We start from the raw sequence: 18,830 nt of genomic DNA, 5'->3' as shown, positions 1-18,830 counted from the left end.
AGGCTGGCGGTGATGAGCTATGGATTAGGGTTTGCTGGCACAAGCTTGGCTGACTAATTCGGTCTGAATGAAATCCCAACTGAGGTCAATGCAGTGATCAGCCCAGCGTTGCTCAATCGCTAGTCGCCACTGATGTTGCTGCGCTTGCAATAAATCGCCACTACCACTTAGCTGGCCGTGCAGGTTTGGTCCATGCAGGGGGGTTGGGGTAATGGTGATCCGTCCTCGATCGGCGTTGACCGGCAGATGTTCTAATTCAAAAGGTTGGGTGATCACCGTGTTGGCATTGTGCAGCGACAGCAAGCCTTGACGCACACTCAACTGCAATTGTCCGCTCAGTGAGTGGGCCAGCATATTGTGATCGCCGGCCATACCTTGCGCGGTTAAGCTCATATCCGCTAAACCTTGCAGGCCAAACGGCGTTTTTAGCCACGGTTGCAGCGGTGCAAGTGGTAGCGAGTCGACATCGAGTGCTAATTGCCAAGGCGCACTGGGTGTTGATCGATCCCAAGTGGCGTGGGCTTCAATATAACCCTGTTCGAGCGGTAAAAAGGCTCGGGTTAACTGCCACACGTCTTGTTCACTGTGCATATTTAATATTGCTTGAGTGCTAAGAATGCCGGCATAGCTGGCACTGTTGGCGGAGAGCGCCAACTGACCTTGCCAAAATCCCCAAGCGCCTTGTTTGATCCATTGCAGACGCTCACCATCGGCATTGAGGCCGGAGAGTTGCCAAAATGGGCGCTGTGCGGTTTGAATCAATTGCAGATTATTAATATCCAAATGCTCAATCTGCAAATGTTGCCAAGCGGGTAGGGCTTGAGTCAGTAGCTGGAGATCTTGCGGTTGTTCGGCAATCCATTTCACGCCGCTGATGGTCAGTTGATCCAGCTCGATGCTGTGTTGGTTCAATTTGCCTTGCAACTGCACATCCCCTTGCCAGACTTGGGTATGCCCTTCAATCTCAATTCCGTTCGGGTTAAAAGTCAGCTCGGCACTCGGCTCGACCCATAAAGTTTCTCGCCATTTGGCAGAGTCTGCATTGAGTGACAGATAGCCTTGTGGCTGTTGCCAGACCGTGGTGGATAAGCGGTAATCTTCCAGTGATAGATTGAGGTTCTCCCAAGTCACCCCATGGCTGGTAAGCTGGCTGTTGAGCAGATCTAAGCTGTTAATATGATTTACGTAAGTGGTGATTTTTTGCCACAGTGGATTGGCGCGGACTTGGTCGAAATCGAGGTTAAGTCGGTTGAGGGTGACATTGATCAGTGACCAGCCTTCTGGGTATTGCTCGGCTTGCCCAGAGATGGGGCTATCGCGCCAATCGAAAGAAAAACCGTGGATGGTACTATTTTCGGTCTGATGCTCCGCATTGATCAGCACTTGATTAAACGTTTCACCCTCAAGGGTAATTTGTTCGGCGGCCAACTGCAGCTTGCCATAGGGTAACCACTGTTGTGGCGTTTGCCAGCGTGGTTGCTGGATTTGCAGGCTGACCCCGCGCGCGCTCACCTCTTGATCTGTCCAGTTGAGATTATGGATCGCTAAATGATGCAGTTGGATTGCGGCAGGCCAAGCAAAAGTTGGCAAACCTTGACTGAGATTGATGCCATCCAGTAATGCGCTATCAATACGGAGTTGCTGCTTGAGCAGACCATGTGGGTTGAGCCATAAATCGATCTGCTGCACTTCAACGCTCGGTGTGGTTGCCAGTTGTACTCCTTGCAAGCGCAGCTTAAATGGATAGAGATATTCGATGTTTTCAAAACGCAGGGTTGCTGGCCATAGCTGCTGCACGATCCATTGTGCCGATGGCGTGAAGTAGCGAGTGTGCATGATACCAAACCCTGCCAACACCATGATCAGCAGTAGGGCGATGCCGGCGACACTTATGGCTAGAATTTTTCTCATAGTCTCTGCAATTACCGTCATTAATCTTAACTATCCCCTTCCTACTTGAAGTTACAGCGGTGTTGGCTACGTTCGTTTACCTCAATCACACAGTTTGTCTATGCTTATGGGGGCTCACTCACTTGCCGCCTACCTGCAACTACAAGTTGTTTGGGTATCAGCGAGTGACAACGCTGTGCACTGCGAGTTGGCATGTTGCTGGGGATTTGCTTAGCAAGCTTGGAGTAAAGTGAGCGCAACCGCAACAAAAAAAGCCCCTTGAAAGAGGGGCTTGCTAGTGAGTTATCATTTTTACCCTTCCTACTTGAAGCTGCAGCGGTGTTGGCTACGTTCGCTCACCCCAATCACATAGTCTGTCTATGTTATTGGGGACTCACTCACTTGCCGCCTACCCGCAACTTCAAGTTATTTGGGTATTTACTTTCGCTCATGCTGGGATGAGCGAAAGTGATTGGATTGCGGCTTAGTCGAGTTGTGGTCCGGCCGCAACCAGTGATTGACCTTCCGCATTGTCGGTGTACTTGTCAAAGTTATTGATAAAGCGCGCGGCTAAATCTTTGGCTTTGCTTTCCCATTGCAGTGGGTCGACATAAGTATCACGAGGATCGAGGATCATTCGGTCAACCCCTGGCAGTGAGGTTGGTACTTCAAGATTAAAGATTGGGATGTGCTTGGTTTCCGCTTGTTCAATCGAACCATCCAAAATCGCATCAATAATGCCGCGAGTATCTTTAATCGAGATACGTTTGCCACTGCCATTCCAACCGGTATTGACCAGATAAGCTTCGGCACCAGACTCTTCCATTCGTTTGACCAGCACTTCAGCATATTTGGTTGGGTGTAGAGTGAGAAACGCCGCACCAAAACAGGCCGAGAAGGTTGGGGTTGGCTCCGTGATACCACGCTCAGTACCGGCCAGTTTAGCGGTAAAACCGGATAAGAAATGGTACTTAGTTTGCTCTGGAGTTAGTTTGGACACCGGAGGCAGTACGCCAAACGCATCCGCCGACAAGAAAATCACTTTATTGGCATGACCGCCTTTCGACACCGGTTTAACAATGTTGTCGATATGATAGATCGGGTAGGAAACACGAGTGTTTTCCGTTTTTGAGCCGTCATCGAAATCAATCGAGCCATCATTGCGTACGGTGACGTTTTCTAACAGCGCATCACGACGGATGGCATTATAAATATCTGGCTCAGCTTCTTTAGAGAGTTTGATGGTTTTAGCGTAGCAGCCACCTTCAAAGTTGAACACGCCATCATCATCCCAGCCGTGCTCATCATCGCCGATTAACGCGCGTTTTGGATCGGTTGAGAGTGTTGTTTTACCGGTACCAGAGAGGCCAAAGAAAATGGCCACATCGCCCTCTTTACCCATGTTGGCAGAGCAGTGCATTGATGCGATGCCTTGCAGCGGCAAGAAGTAGTTCATCATCGCGAACATGCCTTTTTTCATTTCACCGCCGTACCAAGTACCGCCGATCAGTTGCATGCGCTCAGTTAGGTTAAACACAGTGAAGTTTTCTGAGTTCAGACCATGCTCTTGCCATTTCGCATTGGTGCACTTGGCACCATTCATCACCACAAAATCTGGTTTGAAACGGGCTAATTCCTCTTCGGTAGGACGAATGAACATATTTTTCACAAAGTGCGCTTGCCACGCCACTTCGGTGATAAAGCGAACACTCAGGCGTGTATCGGCGTTCGCGCCGCAGTAGCCATCGAGTACAAATAAGCGTTTGCCTGATAACTGCTTAGTCACCAGTGTTTTTAGATCACTCCACACCGCTTGGTTAATCGGTTTGTTATCATTTTTGGCTTTATCTGAGGTCCACCACATGTTGTCACGGGTAGTGTCATCTTTAACGATAAATTTATCTTTCGGTGAGCGGCCAGTAAAAATACCAGTATCAACTGCGACGGCGCCTAATTCAGTGACGACACCGCGCTCATAACCTTCGAGGTCAGAACGCGTTTCCTCAGCAAATAACAGCTCATAGCTCGGGTTACGAACAATTTCTTTAACGCCATTGATACCATATTGGGCTAGGTCTATTTGTGCAGCCTTAGTATGTTCCATAACGGTCATAGGTGCTCCTTGTAGGATTTTGTAGGGATTTTGTAATAATTTTGGTTGTCTGTGGAACATGCTAACAACGGATAGGCGACAAAACAGGGAGGCAGTTCAAATATTATCCACCCAGTTTCGGTGGTTTCAGGTAGCTCGTCACAGATATTGGTATTGCATATTTTATGCAGCCGTGAAATCGCTTTTTGGTGACTGAATATCAGGAGACGTGATTGGTTTAAGTTGAGATTTTTATTTTAACTATTGATTTTGTTTGGTTTTTATTTGTTCTTTTAAATAAAAACCAAAAATAAAAGCCAGTGAGGGCTGGCTTTTAGTGAGTGATGTTGCTGGGTATTGGTCGCTTTACGCGGCAGATTAATGCAAGGTTTGCCCATTACTGGATGAGGGTTGATACAACTCGCTCACCTGTGTTGCATCGAAAGAATAGGTGGTACCGCAGTAATCACAGTGCAGCGACACCACGCCATCTTGCGCCAAAATGTCATTAATCTCGTCCCGTGCGACTGTAACAATTGCCGCGCCACTGCGTTCACGCGAGCAGCCACAGCGGAAACTCACCGCTTGTGGGGTGAACAGCTGCACTTTCTCTTGGTTATACAAGCGGTAGAGTAGCTCTTCGGCAGGCAAGGTGAACAACTCTTCATTTTTGATTGTGTTGGTCAACTGGGCTAAGTGCTCAATATCGTCGCTGGAACCTTTACCATCCGGTACGATTTGCAGCAACATGCCGGCCGCACAAGCTTTACCTGCTTGTTGACCAACGCGGATCCACAAATGGGTTTTCAGTTGTTCAGAGCGTAGGAAATAGCCTTCCAGCACTTCCGCTAGTGTTGCCCCTTCTAAGCCAACGACGCCTTGGTAACGCTCGCCTTGCTTTGGTTCAATAGTGATCACTAAGTGACCTTTGCCCAGCATATCGTGCAAACCAGCATCTTCGGCAATATCACCTTGCCAGCGCGCCACGCCACGGACTTGCTGATTATTATCACCGTTAATCACCACTAAAGAGACTGGGCCATCGCCTTGCAGTTGCAAGGTGATCGAACCTTCAAACTTTAAGGTGGCCGTCAGCAGTGAGGTGGCGACCAGCAATTCACCAATCAAGTGTTGTACTGCGGTTGGGTATGCTTGACTGGCAATCATCTGCTGGTAAGTGTCGTCCAGTTGAACCAACTCGCCACGCACCGAGAGGTCTGCAAAAAGATAGCGATGCAGCATATTGCTCGCCATTGAATGTGTCGTCATAAGGAATTGTCCGGCTATTTACTTACTGATGGATAAATTTGAGTAGATCTCGACGCTGTTTTTTATCAGGACGTTGATCGGAACTCGGGTTGAGTTGGCGCATCATCGCTTGGCGCTCTCGTTGCTCGATGCTGTCTGCGGTTTCGCGATACAGCAATTGTGCTTCTGGCGCGCCACGCCGCTGATCAGTGATCTTTTCGATGATCACCGTTTTTTGGTCATGACCTTGGCGTAGGGTGAGTTGTGCGCCCAGCTCGACTGACTTACTGGGTTTCGTGCGTTGGCCATTATAGTGAACTTTGCCACCCTCGACCATATTTCGCGCGATGGCACGGGTTTTGTAAAATCGGGCTGCCCACAGCCATTTATCCAGCCTTATACCATCGGGATTGGAACTCATTGGCATATTTCCTCTCTAAGCTGGTTATGCTTTAAACTATTGACCGCTTAACAATGGTGTTTGCTGCCCAGTTTTTCAAGCAAGTCGACAATTTAACGTTTGAGACACTTGGTGTTATTTAGCTTGTGATATATTGCTGCGTTGACATAACGTATTGAAAAACTGCTGTAGCGCCCGATTTGGGTAACACTGGGTGTTACAACTAGAGCAACAAATGACGTGGACATTTATGGAATTTAAACAACTGCCGCCGCTCGCGAGTTGGCCGCGTTTAGTGAGCGAGCGAGCGCTGCGTTGGCAAAAACCGATCAGTCAAGGATTGACCCTCTTCTTGTTGGTGGTCGCGGCGTGGATGGTGGGCAAAATGGTGTGGTTAGTCTTGGCAGATCCAGTGCCTGTGCCGAGCTGGCAGCCAACCCCACTCGCACTAAAAAGTGAGCGGCAATCAATCGATATCAGTGGCTTACAAAGCGGCGCACTGTTTGGCACCTTTGTGCCAACCAAACCACCCGTGGTCGCGGCTCCCGTGGTAGTTGATGCGCCTAAAACTCGCTTAACCTTGGTACTCTCTGGAGTGGTAGCCAGTAATGATCCACAAAAAAGTTTGGCGGTGATTGCCAATCGAGGCGTGCAAGCCACTTATGGTCTCAATGAAGTGATTGAAGGCACGCAAGTTAAACTGCAAGCGGTGTTGGCCGATCGCGTGATCATCAGTAATGCTGGACGTGATGAAACTCTAATGCTGGAAGGGCTGGATTATACCGCCTCAACGGCTGCGCCAGCGCCGAATAATTCCGCGCCCGCTACGCAACCCAAGGCGGAGCCAACTTCGCAAGAGACTCTCGATACGATTCGTGAAGCGATCGCGCGCAATCCGCAGGAACTGTTTCAATATGTGCGCCTTTCTCAGGTTAAGCGTGATGAGAAGGTGATTGGTTATCGTGTCAGTCCCGGCAAAGATGCCGCGCTGTTTGAGTCGGTCGGCTTGCAAGCGGGCGATGTGGCCGTGGCGCTCAATGGTATGGATCTCAGCGATCCGAATATTATGAATAGCGTATTTCAGTCAATCAACGAGCTGACCGAAATCAGTCTAACGGTTGAGCGCGATGGTCAACAATATGATGTTTATATTCAATTTTAACACTCAGCTCAGTGCGAGCTTAGTGAGGCAAGGGAGTTCCCAGTGAAAGTGTGGCTGAAAAAAAGTTCATGGTTATTGGCCGGCAGTTTGCTGTCGATGCCGTTAGTCGCGGTGGCAAACCAGTACAGTGCCAGCTTTAAAGGCACGGATATTCAAGAGTTTATCAATATTGTTGGGCGTAATCTGGAAAAGACCATCATTGTTGACCCTTCCGTGCGTGGCAAAGTCGATGTACGCAGTTTTGATACCTTAAATGAAGCGCAATACTACAGCTTCTTTTTGAGTGTGCTGGAAGTGTATGGTTTTGCCGTGGTCGAAATGGATAACGGCGTGCTCAAGGTGATCAAATCGAAAGATGCCAAAACCTCAGCCATTCCAGTTCTCAGTGGTGATGAGCGTGCCAATGGCGATACGGTGATCACTCAAGTGGTGGCGGTAAAAAATGTATCGGTGCGTGAATTGTCGCCGCTGCTGCGCCAACTGATTGATAACGCAGGGGCTGGCAACGTCGTGCATTACGATCCGGCCAATATTATTTTGATCACTGGCCGAGCCGCAGTCGTCAATCGCTTAGCGGAAATCATTCGCCGCGTCGATCAGGCGGGCGATAAAGAGATTGAAGTGGTTGAGCTCAATAACGCGTCGGCAGCGGAAATGGTACGTATTGTCGAGGCGCTCAGCAAAACCACCGATGCGCAAAATACCCCAGAATTCTTAAAACCCAAGTTTGTGGCCGATGAGCGGACTAACTCGATTTTGATTTCCGGTGATCCGAAAGTGCGTGATCGACTCAAGCGTTTGATTAAACAGCTGGATGTCGAAATGGCGACCAAAGGCAATAACCGGGTGGTGTACCTTAAATACGCCAAAGCTAACGATATGGTCGAAGTGTTAAAGGGCGTATCCGACAATCTGCAAGCGGAAAAAGGCACTGGTCAGGCAAACAATTCCAAGCGTAACGAAGTGATGATTGCCGCGCATGTGGATACCAACTCGCTAGTGCTGACGGCCCCGCAAGATATTATGAATGCGATGCTGGAGGTGATTGGCCAATTGGACATTCGCCGCGCGCAAGTGTTGATTGAAGCGCTGATTGTCGAAATGTCCGAAGGCGATGGGATTAATTTGGGCGTGCAGTGGGGTTCGCTGGAAAGCGGCTCGGTGATTCAATATGGCAACACGGGTGCTTCGATTGGCAATGTGATGATTGGTCTTGAAGAGGCCAAGGAAACAACCATCACCGATAGCCGCTGGAATAGTGATACCAGTAAATATGAACCTTATACTCGAACTGAAGCTGGTGACTACTCTAGCTTAGCTTCAGCATTGTCTGGCTTGCAAGGTGCGGCGGTCAGTATTGCCCTCGGCGACTGGACGGCGTTAATCAGTGCGGTATCGAATGATTCCACCTCAAACATCCTCTCCTCGCCCAGCATCACAGTAATGGATAACGGTGAAGCCTCATTTATCGTCGGTGAAGAAGTGCCGGTGATCACCGGCTCAACCGCAAGTTCAAGCAATACCAACCCATTCCAAACCGTAGAGCGTAAAGAGGTCGGGATTAAGCTCAAAGTGGTGCCGCAAATCAACGAAGGTGACTCAGTGCAGCTTAACATTGAGCAAGAGGTGTCTAATGTGTTAGGCGCTAACGGCGCGGTTGACGTGCGTTTTGCTAAACGTCAGCTCAACACCTCGGTAATGGTACAAGATGGTCAGATGCTGGTGCTCGGCGGTTTGATTGATGAGCGAGCTATGGAAAGCGAATCCAAAGTGCCACTGCTCGGCGATATTCCGCTGCTTGGTCAGCTGTTCCGCTCGACCAGTTCACAGTTGGAAAAGAAAAATCTGATGGTGTTTATCAAGCCAACCATTATTCGTGATGGTATGACCGCGGATGGCATCACCCAGCGCAAATACAATTACATTCGGGCTGAGCAACTATTCCGCGCGGAAAAAGGCTTGCGCTTGCTGGATGATGCCAGTGTGCCTGTGCTGCCAAAATTTGGCGCGGATCAGCTTCATCCACCAGAAATTCAAGCCTTTATTGAACAGATGGACCTTAAATAATGACTGAAATGGTGATTTCTCCAGCACAGCAACCGTTGATCCGTCGCCTGCCGTTTAGCTTCGCCAATCGGTTTAAGTTACTGCTCGATTGGAATGAAGATTTTTCTCAGGCCACCATCTACTATTTAGCGCCATTGTCGATTGAGGCGCTGGTCGAAACCAAACGCGTGGTTAAACACGCGTTTCAACTGCAAGCCTTGGCCCAGAACGAGTTTGAACTCAAGCTGACCCAAGTCTATCAACGCGACTCATCGGAGGCGCGGCAGTTGATGGAAGATATTGGGGCCGACAATGATGATTTCTTCTCGCTGGCTGAAGAGTTGCCACAAAACGAAGATTTGCTGGAAAGTGAAGATGATGCGCCGATCATTAAACTGATCAATGCGATGCTGAGCGAAGCGATCAAAGAAGGGGCATCGGATATTCATATCGAAACCTTTGAAAAAACCTTGTCGATCCGCTTTCGGGTCGATGGGGTGCTGCGTGAAGTATTAGCGCCGAGTCGCAAACTCTCATCACTACTGGTGTCGCGGGTGAAAGTGATGGCCAAGTTGGATATCGCTGAAAAACGGGTGCCGCAAGATGGGCGTATTTCACTGCGCATTGGTGGCCGAGCCGTGGATGTGCGGGTGTCGACTATGCCTTCGTCCCACGGCGAGCGAGTGGTGATGCGTTTGCTCGATAAAAATGCCACGCGGCTTGATCTGCACAGCTTGGGCATGACCGCGCAAAACCATGACAATTTCCGCCGCTTGATCGCGCGTCCCCATGGGATCATTTTGGTCACCGGACCGACCGGCTCAGGTAAATCGACCACCTTGTACGCTGGTTTGCAAGAGCTCAACAGCAGCGAGCGCAATATCCTCACCGTCGAAGATCCGATTGAATTTGATATTGACGGCATCGGCCAAACCCAAGTTAATCCACGGGTGGATATGACCTTTGCCCGCGGTTTACGCGCCATTTTGCGCCAAGATCCCGATGTGGTGATGGTCGGGGAAATTCGTGATTTGGAAACCGCGCAAATTGCTGTGCAAGCCTCGCTGACTGGTCACTTAGTGATGTCGACTTTGCACACCAATACCGCGGTGGGTGCTGTCACCCGTTTGCGCGATATGGGGATTGAGCCGTTTTTGATCTCCTCATCGCTGCTTGGCGTACTGGCACAGCGCTTGGTACGCACGCTGTGCGCCGATTGCAAACAGCCTTATGAAGCGGATAAAGAGCAGCGCAAACTGTTTGATAGCAAGAAAAAAGAGCCGCTGATCCTCTACCGAGCGACCGGTTGCGCCAAGTGTAATCACAAAGGTTATCGCGGCCGAACCGGCATCCATGAACTGCTGTTGGTGGATGATGCGTTGCAAGAGCTGATCCATAGCGAAGCGGGTGAACAGGCGATGGAAAAACAGATCCGTGCGACCACGCCAAGCATTCGTGATGATGGCCTAGACAAAGTTCGCCAAGGCATCACTTCGCTGGAAGAAGTGATGCGGGTGACCAAGGAGTCCTGATGGCGGCGTTTGAATACAAAGCGTTAGATAGCAAAGGGCGTCATAAAAAAGGCATCATTGAGGGTGATAATGCGCGTCAAGTGCGGCAGCGCCTCAAAGAGCAAGGCTTAGTGCCGATTGAAGTGTTGGAAACCCAAGCGAAAGCGGCGCGCAATCGCCGCCAAGGTTTGGGCTTTAAGCGCGGCATTAGCACCCCAGATCTGGCGCTGATCACCCGTCAGCTATCTACCTTAGTCCAATCGGGGATGCCACTGGAAGAGTGTTTGCGTGCGGTGGCCGAGCAGTCGGAAAAGCCACGTATTCGCAGCATGTTGGTGGCGGTGCGCGCCAAAGTGACCGAAGGTTATACCTTGTCCGATAGCTTAGCCGATTACCCGCAAGTGTTTGATGAGCTGTTTCGCTCGATGGTTGCGGCTGGCGAAAAATCCGGACATCTCGATTCGGTATTAGAGCGTTTGGCAGACTATGCGGAAAATCGGCAGAAAATGCGCTCCAAGCTGCAACAAGCGATGATCTATCCGGTGGTGCTGGTGGTGTTTGCAGTCGGCATCGTGGCTTTTTTGTTGGCGGCGGTGGTACCTAAAATTGTCGGGCAATTTGTGCAAATGGGGCAAGCCTTACCGGCTTCGACCCAGTTTTTGCTCGATGCCAGTGACTTTTTACAGGATTGGGGCGTATGGCTAGTGATTGGCTTGCTCGTGCTGATCTACCTGCTGCGCTATGCGCTGACTAAGCCGGATCTGCGTTTGGCTTGGGATCGGCGCGTGATCCGCCTGCCGATGATTGGCAAAATCGCGCGTGGTCTTAACACCGCACGTTTTGCACGCACGCTGTCGATTTGTAGCTCCAGTGCGATCCCGATTTTGGATGGCATGCGGGTTGCGGTGGATGTAATGACCAATCAATTTGTCAAACAGCAGGTGTTAGCCGCGGCGGAAAATGTCCGCGAAGGCTCCAGCTTGCGCAAAGCGCTTGAGCAGACCAAATTGTTCCCGCCGATGATGCTGCACATGATCGCCAGTGGTGAGCAAAGTGGAGAATTGGAAGGCATGCTGACCCGCGCGGCGGATAACCAAGATCAGAGTTTTGAATCAACGGTCAATATCGCGTTGGGGATTTTTACCCCCGCCTTGATTGCATTAATGGCGGGTATGGTGCTGTTTATTGTTATGGCAACCCTGATGCCGATTTTGGAAATGAATAATTTAATGAGTCGTTAAGTCGCCGCGTGCGATGAAGACGAAATAGTGTGGAGTAACTATGAAAACAATGCGTAAAGCAATTCGGAAACCGATCGGTCAGCAAGCGGGTTTTACCCTGCTCGAAGTGATGGTGGTGGTGGTGATCCTGGGCATTTTAGCCAGCTTTGTGGTGCCAAACTTGTTGGGTAATAAAGAGAAAGCCGACCAACAAAAAGCGGTGACCGATATTGTGGCGCTGGAAAATGCCCTCGATATGTACAAGCTGGATAACAGCGTCTACCCAACCACAGATCAAGGCTTAGAAGCGCTGGTGAGTAAGCCAAGTAACCCTGAGCCACGCAACTATCGTGATGGGGGTTATATTCGCCGTCTGCCAAGAGATCCATGGGGCAATGAGTATCAATATTTGAGTCCTGGTGATAAAGGCGCATTGGATATTTTCACCTTAGGCGCGGATGGCCAAGAGGGTGGTGAAGGCCCGAATGCCGATGTCGGTAACTGGAACATTCAAGATTTTCAATAAACTTGCACAATAAGGTATCGATCCAATCCATGACAGCGACGCGCGGTTTTACGTTACTGGAAGTGTTGCTGGTGCTGGTGTTGGTGGCGGTCAGTGCGGTGGCGGTGATCGCCACCTTGCCGGTGTCGGTCAACGATGAAGCCAAAATCAGTGCCCAGAGTCTCTATCAGCGCTTACTTTTGCTTAACGAAGAAGCGATTCTGAGTGGGCAAGATTTTGGGGTGCGAGTCGATGTTGAGGCGCGGCGGCTGACCTTTTTACAATTGAGTGCGGATCAAGGCTGGCAGAAGTGGCAAAGCAATAAAATGACCAATCAAACCACGCTCGATGGCAACTTACAGCTTGAGCTACAACTGGGTGGCAGCCGTTGGCAAAACGATGAGCGACTGTTTAATCCCGGTACACTGTTTGATGAAGAGATGTTTGCTGAGCAGCAAGCGACTAAGCAGGAGCGCCCGCCGCAACTGTTTGTGCTATCGAGTGGCGAAGTGACGCCGTTTACGCTGCGCATTTTTCCCAAAGGACAACCACGCGATGAGCAGTGGCGAGTCAGCGCGCAAGAAAATGGTACCTTGCACCTGCTGGCGCCGGGAGAAAGTGATGAACCATAAACGCGGTTTCACTTTGCTGGAGGTGTTGGTGGCGCTGGCAATTTTTGCGACGGCGGCGATCAGTGTCATCCGCTCAGTCAGTCAGCACATCAATACGGTCAATTATTTGGAAGAGAAACTGTTTGCAGCGATGGTGGTGGATAACCAGATGGCGCAAGTGATGCTTAATCCGCGTGCGCTGGCGGCGCGTGAGGGCAGTGAGCAGATGGCCGGCCGAACCTGGTATTGGAAACTCAGTCCAGTACCCACGGCCGACAATCTGCTCAAAGCCTTTGATGTGAGTGTGGCAACCGAAAAAGGGGCAACCCCGGTCGTGACGGTGCGTAGTTATGTTGCCAATTAAGCCACGGTACACGCTATCGCGGTCTGCGCACGCTAAGTTAGCGGGCCAGCAAAGCAGCGGATTCACCTTAATTGAAGTGTTGGTGGCGATAGCGATCTTCGCCAGTTTGAGCATTGGTGCTTATCAGGTGCTTAACCAAGTGCAGCGCAGCAATCAAATTTCGGCCGAACGCAGCGCGCGTTTGACTGAGTTACAACGCGCGCTGGTGATCATGGACGCCGATTTTCGCCAGATGGCACTGCGCCAATTTCGTACCGATGGACAAGCGCCGAGTGAATTGTTGCTGCAATGGCAAGCGTCTTTGCTCGATTCGGATCAGCATGGCTTGCTGTTTACCCGTCTGGGCTGGCATAACCCACAGCAGCAGTTTCCACGCGGCGAGGTGGCGAAAGTCGGCTACCGAATTTATGAGCAGCGTTTAGAGCGTATCTGGTGGCACTATCCGGATACTCCTGTGGGTCAGTCTGGCTTGGTGACACCGTTATTAACCGGTGTTGAGGATTGGCAGGTGCAGTTTTATCAACAAGGCGAGTGGCGCACGGAATGGTCAACCAAGCATGCATTGCCTGAGGCAGTTAAAGTGATGCTGCAGTTGCAAGATTATGGTCAGTTGGAGCGGATTTATTTGACTGGCGGCGCGACCCTCAATCAGGCTGAGAGTAGCAATAATGGTAGTTAAGCATAATGGTCGTTAAGCAGCGCGGCGTAGCGCTGATTGTGGTGTTATTGCTGCTGGCGGTGATGGTGTCGATTGCGGCTACGATGGCTGAGCGCTTGTTTAGCCAGTTTCAGCGCGCCACCCATCAACTCAATTACCAGCAAGCCTATTGGTATAGTCTCGGGGTCGAAGCCTTGGTCAAAAAAGGCATTGAGCAGAGCTATCAAGATAGCCAGACGATCAATTTAAGTCAGCCGTGGGCGACCCAGCAGCAAACCTACCCACTCGATTACGGTCAAGTGAGCGGTAAAATTCGCGATATGCAAGCTTGCTTTAACCTTAACGCATTGGCGCAGGTCAAGATCAGTGCCGATAGCGTACAAAAGCCATATTTATTGCGGGTGTTACAAGCGCTGAGCGAAGAGTGGCAAGTCGAGGGGTATCTGGCGGAAACCATCGCTGATTCGACACTGGAATTTATTGATGCTGATGACTCAGTACGCACCGCTTATGGGGTTGAAGACAGTTACTATCAATCGATGCATCCAGCTTATCTGGCGGCGGATGCTTGGTTAGCCGATGCCAGCGAATGGCGTGCGGTGCAGCAAGTGAGTGGTGAGTTAATGCAGCAAGCGCTGCCTTATCTGTGTGCGCTACCGACCGATCAGTGGCGTTTGAATGTGAATACCTTGCCAGCTGAACAAGCGGCGCTGTTGGCGGCGATGTTTAGCCCGGCTTTGAGCCGTTCGAGCGCCAAAACCTTGTTGGAAGGGCGCCCGTTTGATGGTTGGGCAAGTGTGGAAGATTTTCTGGCCGAGTCGGCGCTCAATGGCGTCGAGCAAGCAACACGCACCGAGGCGCAAAAATACCTCAGTGTCGATAGCCATTATTTTGAATTAGATGCTCAGGTGTTGGTCGATGCTTCGCGTGTGCGGATCCGCAGCCTGTTTTACAGTAACGATAAAAAAACTGCGACGGTGGTTAGTCGTCGCTTTGGAGGGATCAGTGAGCGAGTTTCTGACCGTTCGACTGAGTAGTCAAACCGAGGCCGAAATCCCTTGGTTAGTATGGTCTAGCGAACTGCAGCAAGTGATTGCTAGCGGTGAAGTGGCTGGCTGGCAAGCTTTACATGAGCTGGAAAGCTATGCGGCCGAGCGTAGCGTATTAGTGCTGCTGGCGGCCAGTGATCTGATCTTAAGCCGAGTGGCGATCCCGCCCGGTGCGGCGCGGCAGTTGGAGAGCATGTTGCCCTATTTGCTGGAAGATGAGATCGCACAAGATGTTGAAGAGTTGCATTTTTGTGTGCTCAGTAAAGGGCGTGACAGTGCCGATGTGGTCGGTGTGGATCGCCGCTGGTTCGCTGCTTGTTTAGAGCAGCTGAGCGAATGTGGCTTGTCAGTGCAACGCGTGCTGCCCGATGTGCTGGCGGTTCCTCGTGTTGACGCCGGTTTAAGCGCATTGCAATTGGGTGATGAGTGGTTAGTCCGTAAAAGCGACACCCAAGGCATGGCACTCGATGCTCAGTGGTTAAGTTTGCTCGCCAGCGATGCTTGGGTAAAGCAAGATGATCAGTATCTGCCACTGCACGCTTTCACGCCATTACCCTCGTTAGCCTTGGCTGAGCAGCAAGAGTGGCACGATCAGCCAAGTTGTTTAGTCATGCAACTGCTGACCCAAGAAGCATTGAGTAGCAAATTTAACCTGCTCAGTGGCCGGTTTAAGCCACAATCGTCTTGGCTGCCCCATTGGCGAATTTGGCGCAAAGTTGGCATCGCCGCTGGGTTATTGGTCGCAGTAACGATCGGCCATAGTATGTTGCAAGCCCATCAGTATCAGTTACAAGCCGATGCTTACCGTGCGCAAAGTGAGCAAATTTTCCGGACTATTTTTACTGATCGACAGCGTATTCCAACCGTGACCTATTTAAGACGGCAGATCAGCGATGAGCTGGCGCGCTTATCTGGCTCTTCCAGTGCAGGCAGCCTATTACACTGGCTGATTCCGTTACCGAGCGCATTGAGTGGAATTAATCTGCAACTGCAAAGCATTAAATTTGATGGTAATCGCAATGAAGTCCGCCTAGAGGCGACCAGTCGTGATTTCCAAAGTTTTGAGCAAGCACGTACCCAGCTTGAGCAGCATTTTGTGGTCGAACAAGGCCAAGTGAATAAAAATGGTGAGCAAGTGTTTGGTGTGTTGCTGGTTAAGCCAAAGTAAGGCGAAAGGATGAAACCGTTATTAGCTTCGATACAGGCTTGGTGGCGCAGTGTTACGCCGCGCGAGCAAAAAATGCTGTTGGTGAGTGGCGCGTTAGCGCTCATCGCGATCAGTTACTGGGGCGTGTGGCAACCGCTAGAACAGCGTACCACTCAAGCACAAGCGCGTTTGCAGAGTGAAAAACAGCTGCTGAGCTGGGTGAGTGATAATGCCAACCGGATTGTGACTTTGCGTGGTCAAGCTGGGCAAGGTAGTGGTGGGCAAGCGGCGACTAATCAGTCACTCAATCAGGTGATCACTCAATCGACTCGTCAGTTCAAGATTGAGTTAATCCGGGTACAGCCGCGCGGAGAAATGATGCAAGTGTGGATCCAGCCACTGCCGTTTACCCAGTTGGTGGCTTGGATTGCCGATTTGCAACAGCGACAAGGGGTGAGTGTGGATGTGATCGATATCGACCGCGGTAAAGAGAGCGGGTTGGTTGAAGTCAAGCGCTTACAGTTAAAGCGAGGCGCTTAAGATGCGGCGTGCGATAGCTTATAGTGGATTATTTTCGGCGGTGGTGTTGGTCAGTGTGCTAGCACATCTGCCAGCGCAGGTCGCATTTAAACCGCTACCGTTGCCAGAGGGTTTACAGCTCAATGGGATTGAGGGCACGCTGTGGAAGGGCAAAATCGCCCAAGTACAGTGGCAACAAACCAATCTTGGCGATCTGAACTGGGATCTGCATCTGAGCCGTTTACTGCTGGCACGGCTGCAAGCCGATGTGCGTTTTGGGCGAGGCAGTATCAATCAACTGCGCGGTAAAGGCGTGGTTGGGGTTGGCTTAACGGGTCCTTATGCTGATCACCTACTGCTGTCGTTACCCGCCGAGCAAGCGTTGCCGTGGCTTAGTTTGCCGTTCCCCTTAACGGTACAGGGGCAGTTGGAATTAACGTTGCAACACTATCGCTTCGCTCAACCTTATTGCCAGCAAGCGCAAGGCAGTTTGGTTTGGTCTACGGCACAAGTTGTCTCGCCACTAGCGACGTTGGATCTCGGGAATGTACTGGCAGATTTCAGTTGTCAAGACAGTGTCATCACCGCGCAAGGTGGCCAGCAAACTGAGCAGGTCAGCAGTCAGTTTAACCTGACGTTACAGCCAGATCATCGTTACCAAGTGCAAGCATGGTTTCAACCGCAAGATGCCTTTCCTGATGGCTTAAAGCCGTCGTTGAACTGGTTACCCGCTCCTGATGCACAAGGCCGTTATCGGTTTAATCCGCAAGGGCAACTTTAAGCAATAACCTTGATCAATCACTTTTAGCAATGACGTTAAGTCATAGTTTTGAGTAAGATTACGGCCTCGCTCGGTTAGATGATTTTATCGCTCGGCAAATTCAGGATTGCAGACCAAGGTAAATTGGCATCGCCGAGCACAATGAAATCTGGGTTTTGTAAACTTTCGCGCTGATTGTAGGAGAGCGGCGCTAACTGGGTGCTAACAATGCGGCCACCGGCTTGTTCGACAATGCATTGGGTGGCGGCGGTATCCCATTCACCGGTGGGACCAAAGCGGAGGTAGCAATCGACCGCACCTTCTGCCACTAAACAGGCTTTCAATGCTGCAGAGCCCAGTGGTAGCAGATCGTAATGCCATGTGCTGTTGAGGCGGTGGGTGATCTGATTGATGTCTTGGCGACGACTGATCGCGATGCTCAATGAATGATCAACGGATTCGCGTTGGTAAGTTTGGATTGGCACACTCTGCGCCTGATCGGCAATTTTCCATGCTCCTTTACCGGCATAGGCGTAGTAAGTCACGCCGGATACCGGGGCATACACCACGCCCATCACCGGCTGATTATGCTCCACTAGCGCAATAATGGTCGCAAACTCGCCGCTGCGTTCGATGAACTCTTGAGTGCCATCCAATGGATCAACCAGCCAGTAACGCGGCCAAGCTGCACGGGTAGCCAGTGAGATCTCGGCATCCTCTTCGGAGAGGATTGGAATGTCTGGAGTTAACTGCTGTAACTGTTGGCACAGCAATTGATGTGCCGCTAAGTCGGCACTGGTCACTGGCGTGGCATCACTTTTGGTGAACGCTTGATAGGATTGGTGTTGGTAAATATCTAAAATCAATTGCCCTGCCGCTTGGGCGATATCAATTACTTTCGGCAGTAAGGATGAGAAATCGTGGGTGGTTGTCATAATCACTCCCAAGGTTGGTGATTTATCTCCGTTCTACTTGAAATTGCCGCGGTATTGATTGGTACTCATAAACTTCATCACATCGTTATCTATGCTCAGAGGTTTTGTTCCTTGGTCGTCTACCGGCATATCTTCAAGCGGTTTGGGTATCGGCTTGTATCAAGCGTAGAGCGAGCAGTAATGCGGTGATACTGCGCGCTTCACAAAAATCGAGATGGGTCAGCAGCTCTTCGGCTTGAGCTAATGGCCAGCGAATGATCTCTAAAGGTTCCGGTTCATCACCGGTTAATGATTCAGGATAGAGATCTTGCGCGATAAATAACTGCATATGGCTTGAGAAGTAGGATGGGGCAAGCACAACGCTTTTGAGTGGAATTAATTGGTGCGCGCCAAAGCCAATCTCTTCTTTCAATTCGCGATTGGCCGCTTGTTCGGCACTTTCGCCGGCATCGATTAACCCTTTTGGAAAACCCAATTCATAACGCTCGGTTCCGGCAGCGTATTCGCGCACCAACAACAGATCACCTTGAGCCGTGATCGGCACCATCATGACTGCGTCTCGCCCACTGGGTTTCATCCGCTCATAGGTACGCTGTGCGCCATTGGCAAAACGCAGATCCACCGCTTCAATAGTAAACAGTCGCGACTGGGCGATGGTGGTGCGTTCCAGTATCGCAGGTAAAGATTTGGATGGCATACCAAGGCTCCGCTGT

Annotated in this window: 18 protein-coding genes; 12 read left to right on the top strand and 6 right to left on the bottom strand. The window is 50.7% G+C overall.

What is annotated here, in order from left to right; translation table 11 throughout:
• Window positions 1-24: 24 nt before the first annotated feature.
• The 4 genes from OOK74_RS10745 to hslR form a co-directional block, all read right to left on the bottom strand.
• Window positions 25-1,911: an AsmA family protein gene (locus tag OOK74_RS10745; RefSeq protein ID WP_278182782.1), complete on the bottom strand. Its 1,887-nt coding sequence runs from the start codon at window positions 1,909-1,911 to the stop codon at window positions 25-27.
• A gap of 463 nt (window positions 1,912-2,374) precedes the next feature.
• Window positions 2,375-4,003, bottom strand: a complete 1,629-nt coding sequence (gene pckA / locus OOK74_RS10740; protein ID WP_274722536.1) for a phosphoenolpyruvate carboxykinase (ATP) — start codon at window positions 4,001-4,003, stop codon at window positions 2,375-2,377.
• A 357-nt stretch (window positions 4,004-4,360) separates the two neighbouring features.
• Window positions 4,361-5,236: an Hsp33 family molecular chaperone HslO gene (hslO, locus tag OOK74_RS10735; RefSeq protein ID WP_278183271.1), complete on the bottom strand. Its 876-nt coding sequence runs from the start codon at window positions 5,234-5,236 to the stop codon at window positions 4,361-4,363.
• Window positions 5,237-5,273: 37 nt separating this feature from the next.
• Window positions 5,274-5,651, bottom strand: coding sequence for a ribosome-associated heat shock protein Hsp15 (hslR, locus tag OOK74_RS10730; protein WP_274722537.1), 378 nt, complete (start codon window positions 5,649-5,651; stop codon window positions 5,274-5,276).
• Between the two features lie 229 nt (window positions 5,652-5,880).
• On the opposite strand from hslR, the gene gspC reads away from it, so the two are divergent.
• Genes gspC through OOK74_RS10670 form a run of 12 tightly spaced genes read left to right on the top strand, consistent with a single transcriptional unit; the run spans window position 5,881 to window position 17,203 of the window.
• Window positions 5,881-6,792, top strand: coding sequence for a type II secretion system protein GspC (gspC, locus tag OOK74_RS10725; protein ID WP_278183270.1), 912 nt, complete (start codon window positions 5,881-5,883; stop codon window positions 6,790-6,792).
• 42 nt (window positions 6,793-6,834) lie between these two features.
• Window positions 6,835-8,859 carry a type II secretion system secretin GspD gene (gene gspD / locus OOK74_RS10720; protein ID WP_278182781.1) on the top strand — a complete coding sequence of 675 codons (2,025 nt, stop codon included), beginning with the start codon at window positions 6,835-6,837 and terminating at the stop codon, window positions 8,857-8,859.
• Complete coding sequence (gspE, locus tag OOK74_RS10715) at window positions 8,859-10,370, top strand: type II secretion system ATPase GspE (RefSeq protein ID WP_274722540.1); 1,512 nt, start codon at window positions 8,859-8,861, stop codon at window positions 10,368-10,370. The genes gspD and gspE overlap by 1 nt, the downstream gene beginning before the upstream one ends.
• Window positions 10,370-11,590: a type II secretion system inner membrane protein GspF gene (gene gspF / locus OOK74_RS10710; RefSeq protein ID WP_278182780.1), complete on the top strand. Its 1,221-nt coding sequence runs from the start codon at window positions 10,370-10,372 to the stop codon at window positions 11,588-11,590. Before gspE ends, gspF begins: the two co-directional genes overlap by 1 nt.
• A gap of 49 nt (window positions 11,591-11,639) precedes the next feature.
• Window positions 11,640-12,095, top strand: a complete 456-nt coding sequence (gene gspG, locus OOK74_RS10705; protein WP_277207039.1) for a type II secretion system major pseudopilin GspG — start codon at window positions 11,640-11,642, stop codon at window positions 12,093-12,095.
• Window positions 12,096-12,124: 29 nt separating this feature from the next.
• A complete protein-coding gene (gene gspH, locus OOK74_RS10700; RefSeq protein ID WP_278182779.1) occupies window positions 12,125-12,706 on the top strand; it encodes a type II secretion system minor pseudopilin GspH in 582 nt (193 codons plus the stop codon).
• Window positions 12,696-13,049, top strand: coding sequence for a type II secretion system minor pseudopilin GspI (gene gspI / locus OOK74_RS10695; RefSeq protein ID WP_274722543.1), 354 nt, complete (start codon window positions 12,696-12,698; stop codon window positions 13,047-13,049). The genes gspH and gspI overlap by 11 nt, the downstream gene beginning before the upstream one ends.
• Window positions 13,036-13,728 carry a type II secretion system minor pseudopilin GspJ gene (gene gspJ / locus OOK74_RS10690; protein WP_278182778.1) on the top strand — a complete coding sequence of 231 codons (693 nt, stop codon included), beginning with the start codon at window positions 13,036-13,038 and terminating at the stop codon, window positions 13,726-13,728. Before gspI ends, gspJ begins: the two co-directional genes overlap by 14 nt.
• Before the next feature lie 5 nt (window positions 13,729-13,733).
• Window positions 13,734-14,744 (top strand): type II secretion system minor pseudopilin GspK, encoded by a 1,011-nt coding sequence (gspK, locus tag OOK74_RS10685; RefSeq protein ID WP_278182777.1) that lies wholly within the window; start codon window positions 13,734-13,736, stop codon window positions 14,742-14,744.
• Entirely contained in the window at window positions 14,713-15,924 is a 1,212-nt protein-coding gene (gene gspL / locus OOK74_RS10680) for a type II secretion system protein GspL (RefSeq protein ID WP_278182776.1), read from the top strand. The genes gspK and gspL overlap by 32 nt, the downstream gene beginning before the upstream one ends.
• A 9-nt stretch (window positions 15,925-15,933) precedes the next feature.
• A complete protein-coding gene (locus OOK74_RS10675; RefSeq protein WP_278182775.1) occupies window positions 15,934-16,443 on the top strand; it encodes a type II secretion system protein M in 510 nt (169 codons plus the stop codon).
• A 1-nt stretch (window position 16,444) separates the two neighbouring features.
• Complete coding sequence (locus tag OOK74_RS10670) at window positions 16,445-17,203, top strand: type II secretion system protein N (protein WP_278182774.1); 759 nt, start codon at window positions 16,445-16,447, stop codon at window positions 17,201-17,203.
• Between the two features lie 74 nt (window positions 17,204-17,277).
• On the opposite strand, the gene cysQ is transcribed toward OOK74_RS10670, so the two are convergent.
• Both cysQ and nudE read right to left on the bottom strand, forming a co-directional pair.
• Window positions 17,278-18,117, bottom strand: coding sequence for a 3'(2'),5'-bisphosphate nucleotidase CysQ (gene cysQ, locus OOK74_RS10665; protein ID WP_278182773.1), 840 nt, complete (start codon window positions 18,115-18,117; stop codon window positions 17,278-17,280).
• A gap of 133 nt (window positions 18,118-18,250) precedes the next feature.
• On the bottom strand, window positions 18,251-18,814 hold the full coding sequence (gene nudE / locus OOK74_RS10660; RefSeq protein WP_277207009.1) for an ADP compounds hydrolase NudE: 564 nt from the start codon (window positions 18,812-18,814) through the stop codon (window positions 18,251-18,253).
• Window positions 18,815-18,830: the final 16 nt, after the last annotated feature.

This window comes from Vibrio misgurnus (assembly GCF_029635775.1).
In the GTDB taxonomy this organism is placed as follows: Bacteria; Pseudomonadota; Gammaproteobacteria; order Enterobacterales; family Vibrionaceae; genus Vibrio; species Vibrio chanodichtyis.
The sequence above is the reverse complement of the archived record's forward strand: the minus strand, read 5'-3'. Positions and strand labels throughout refer to the sequence as shown.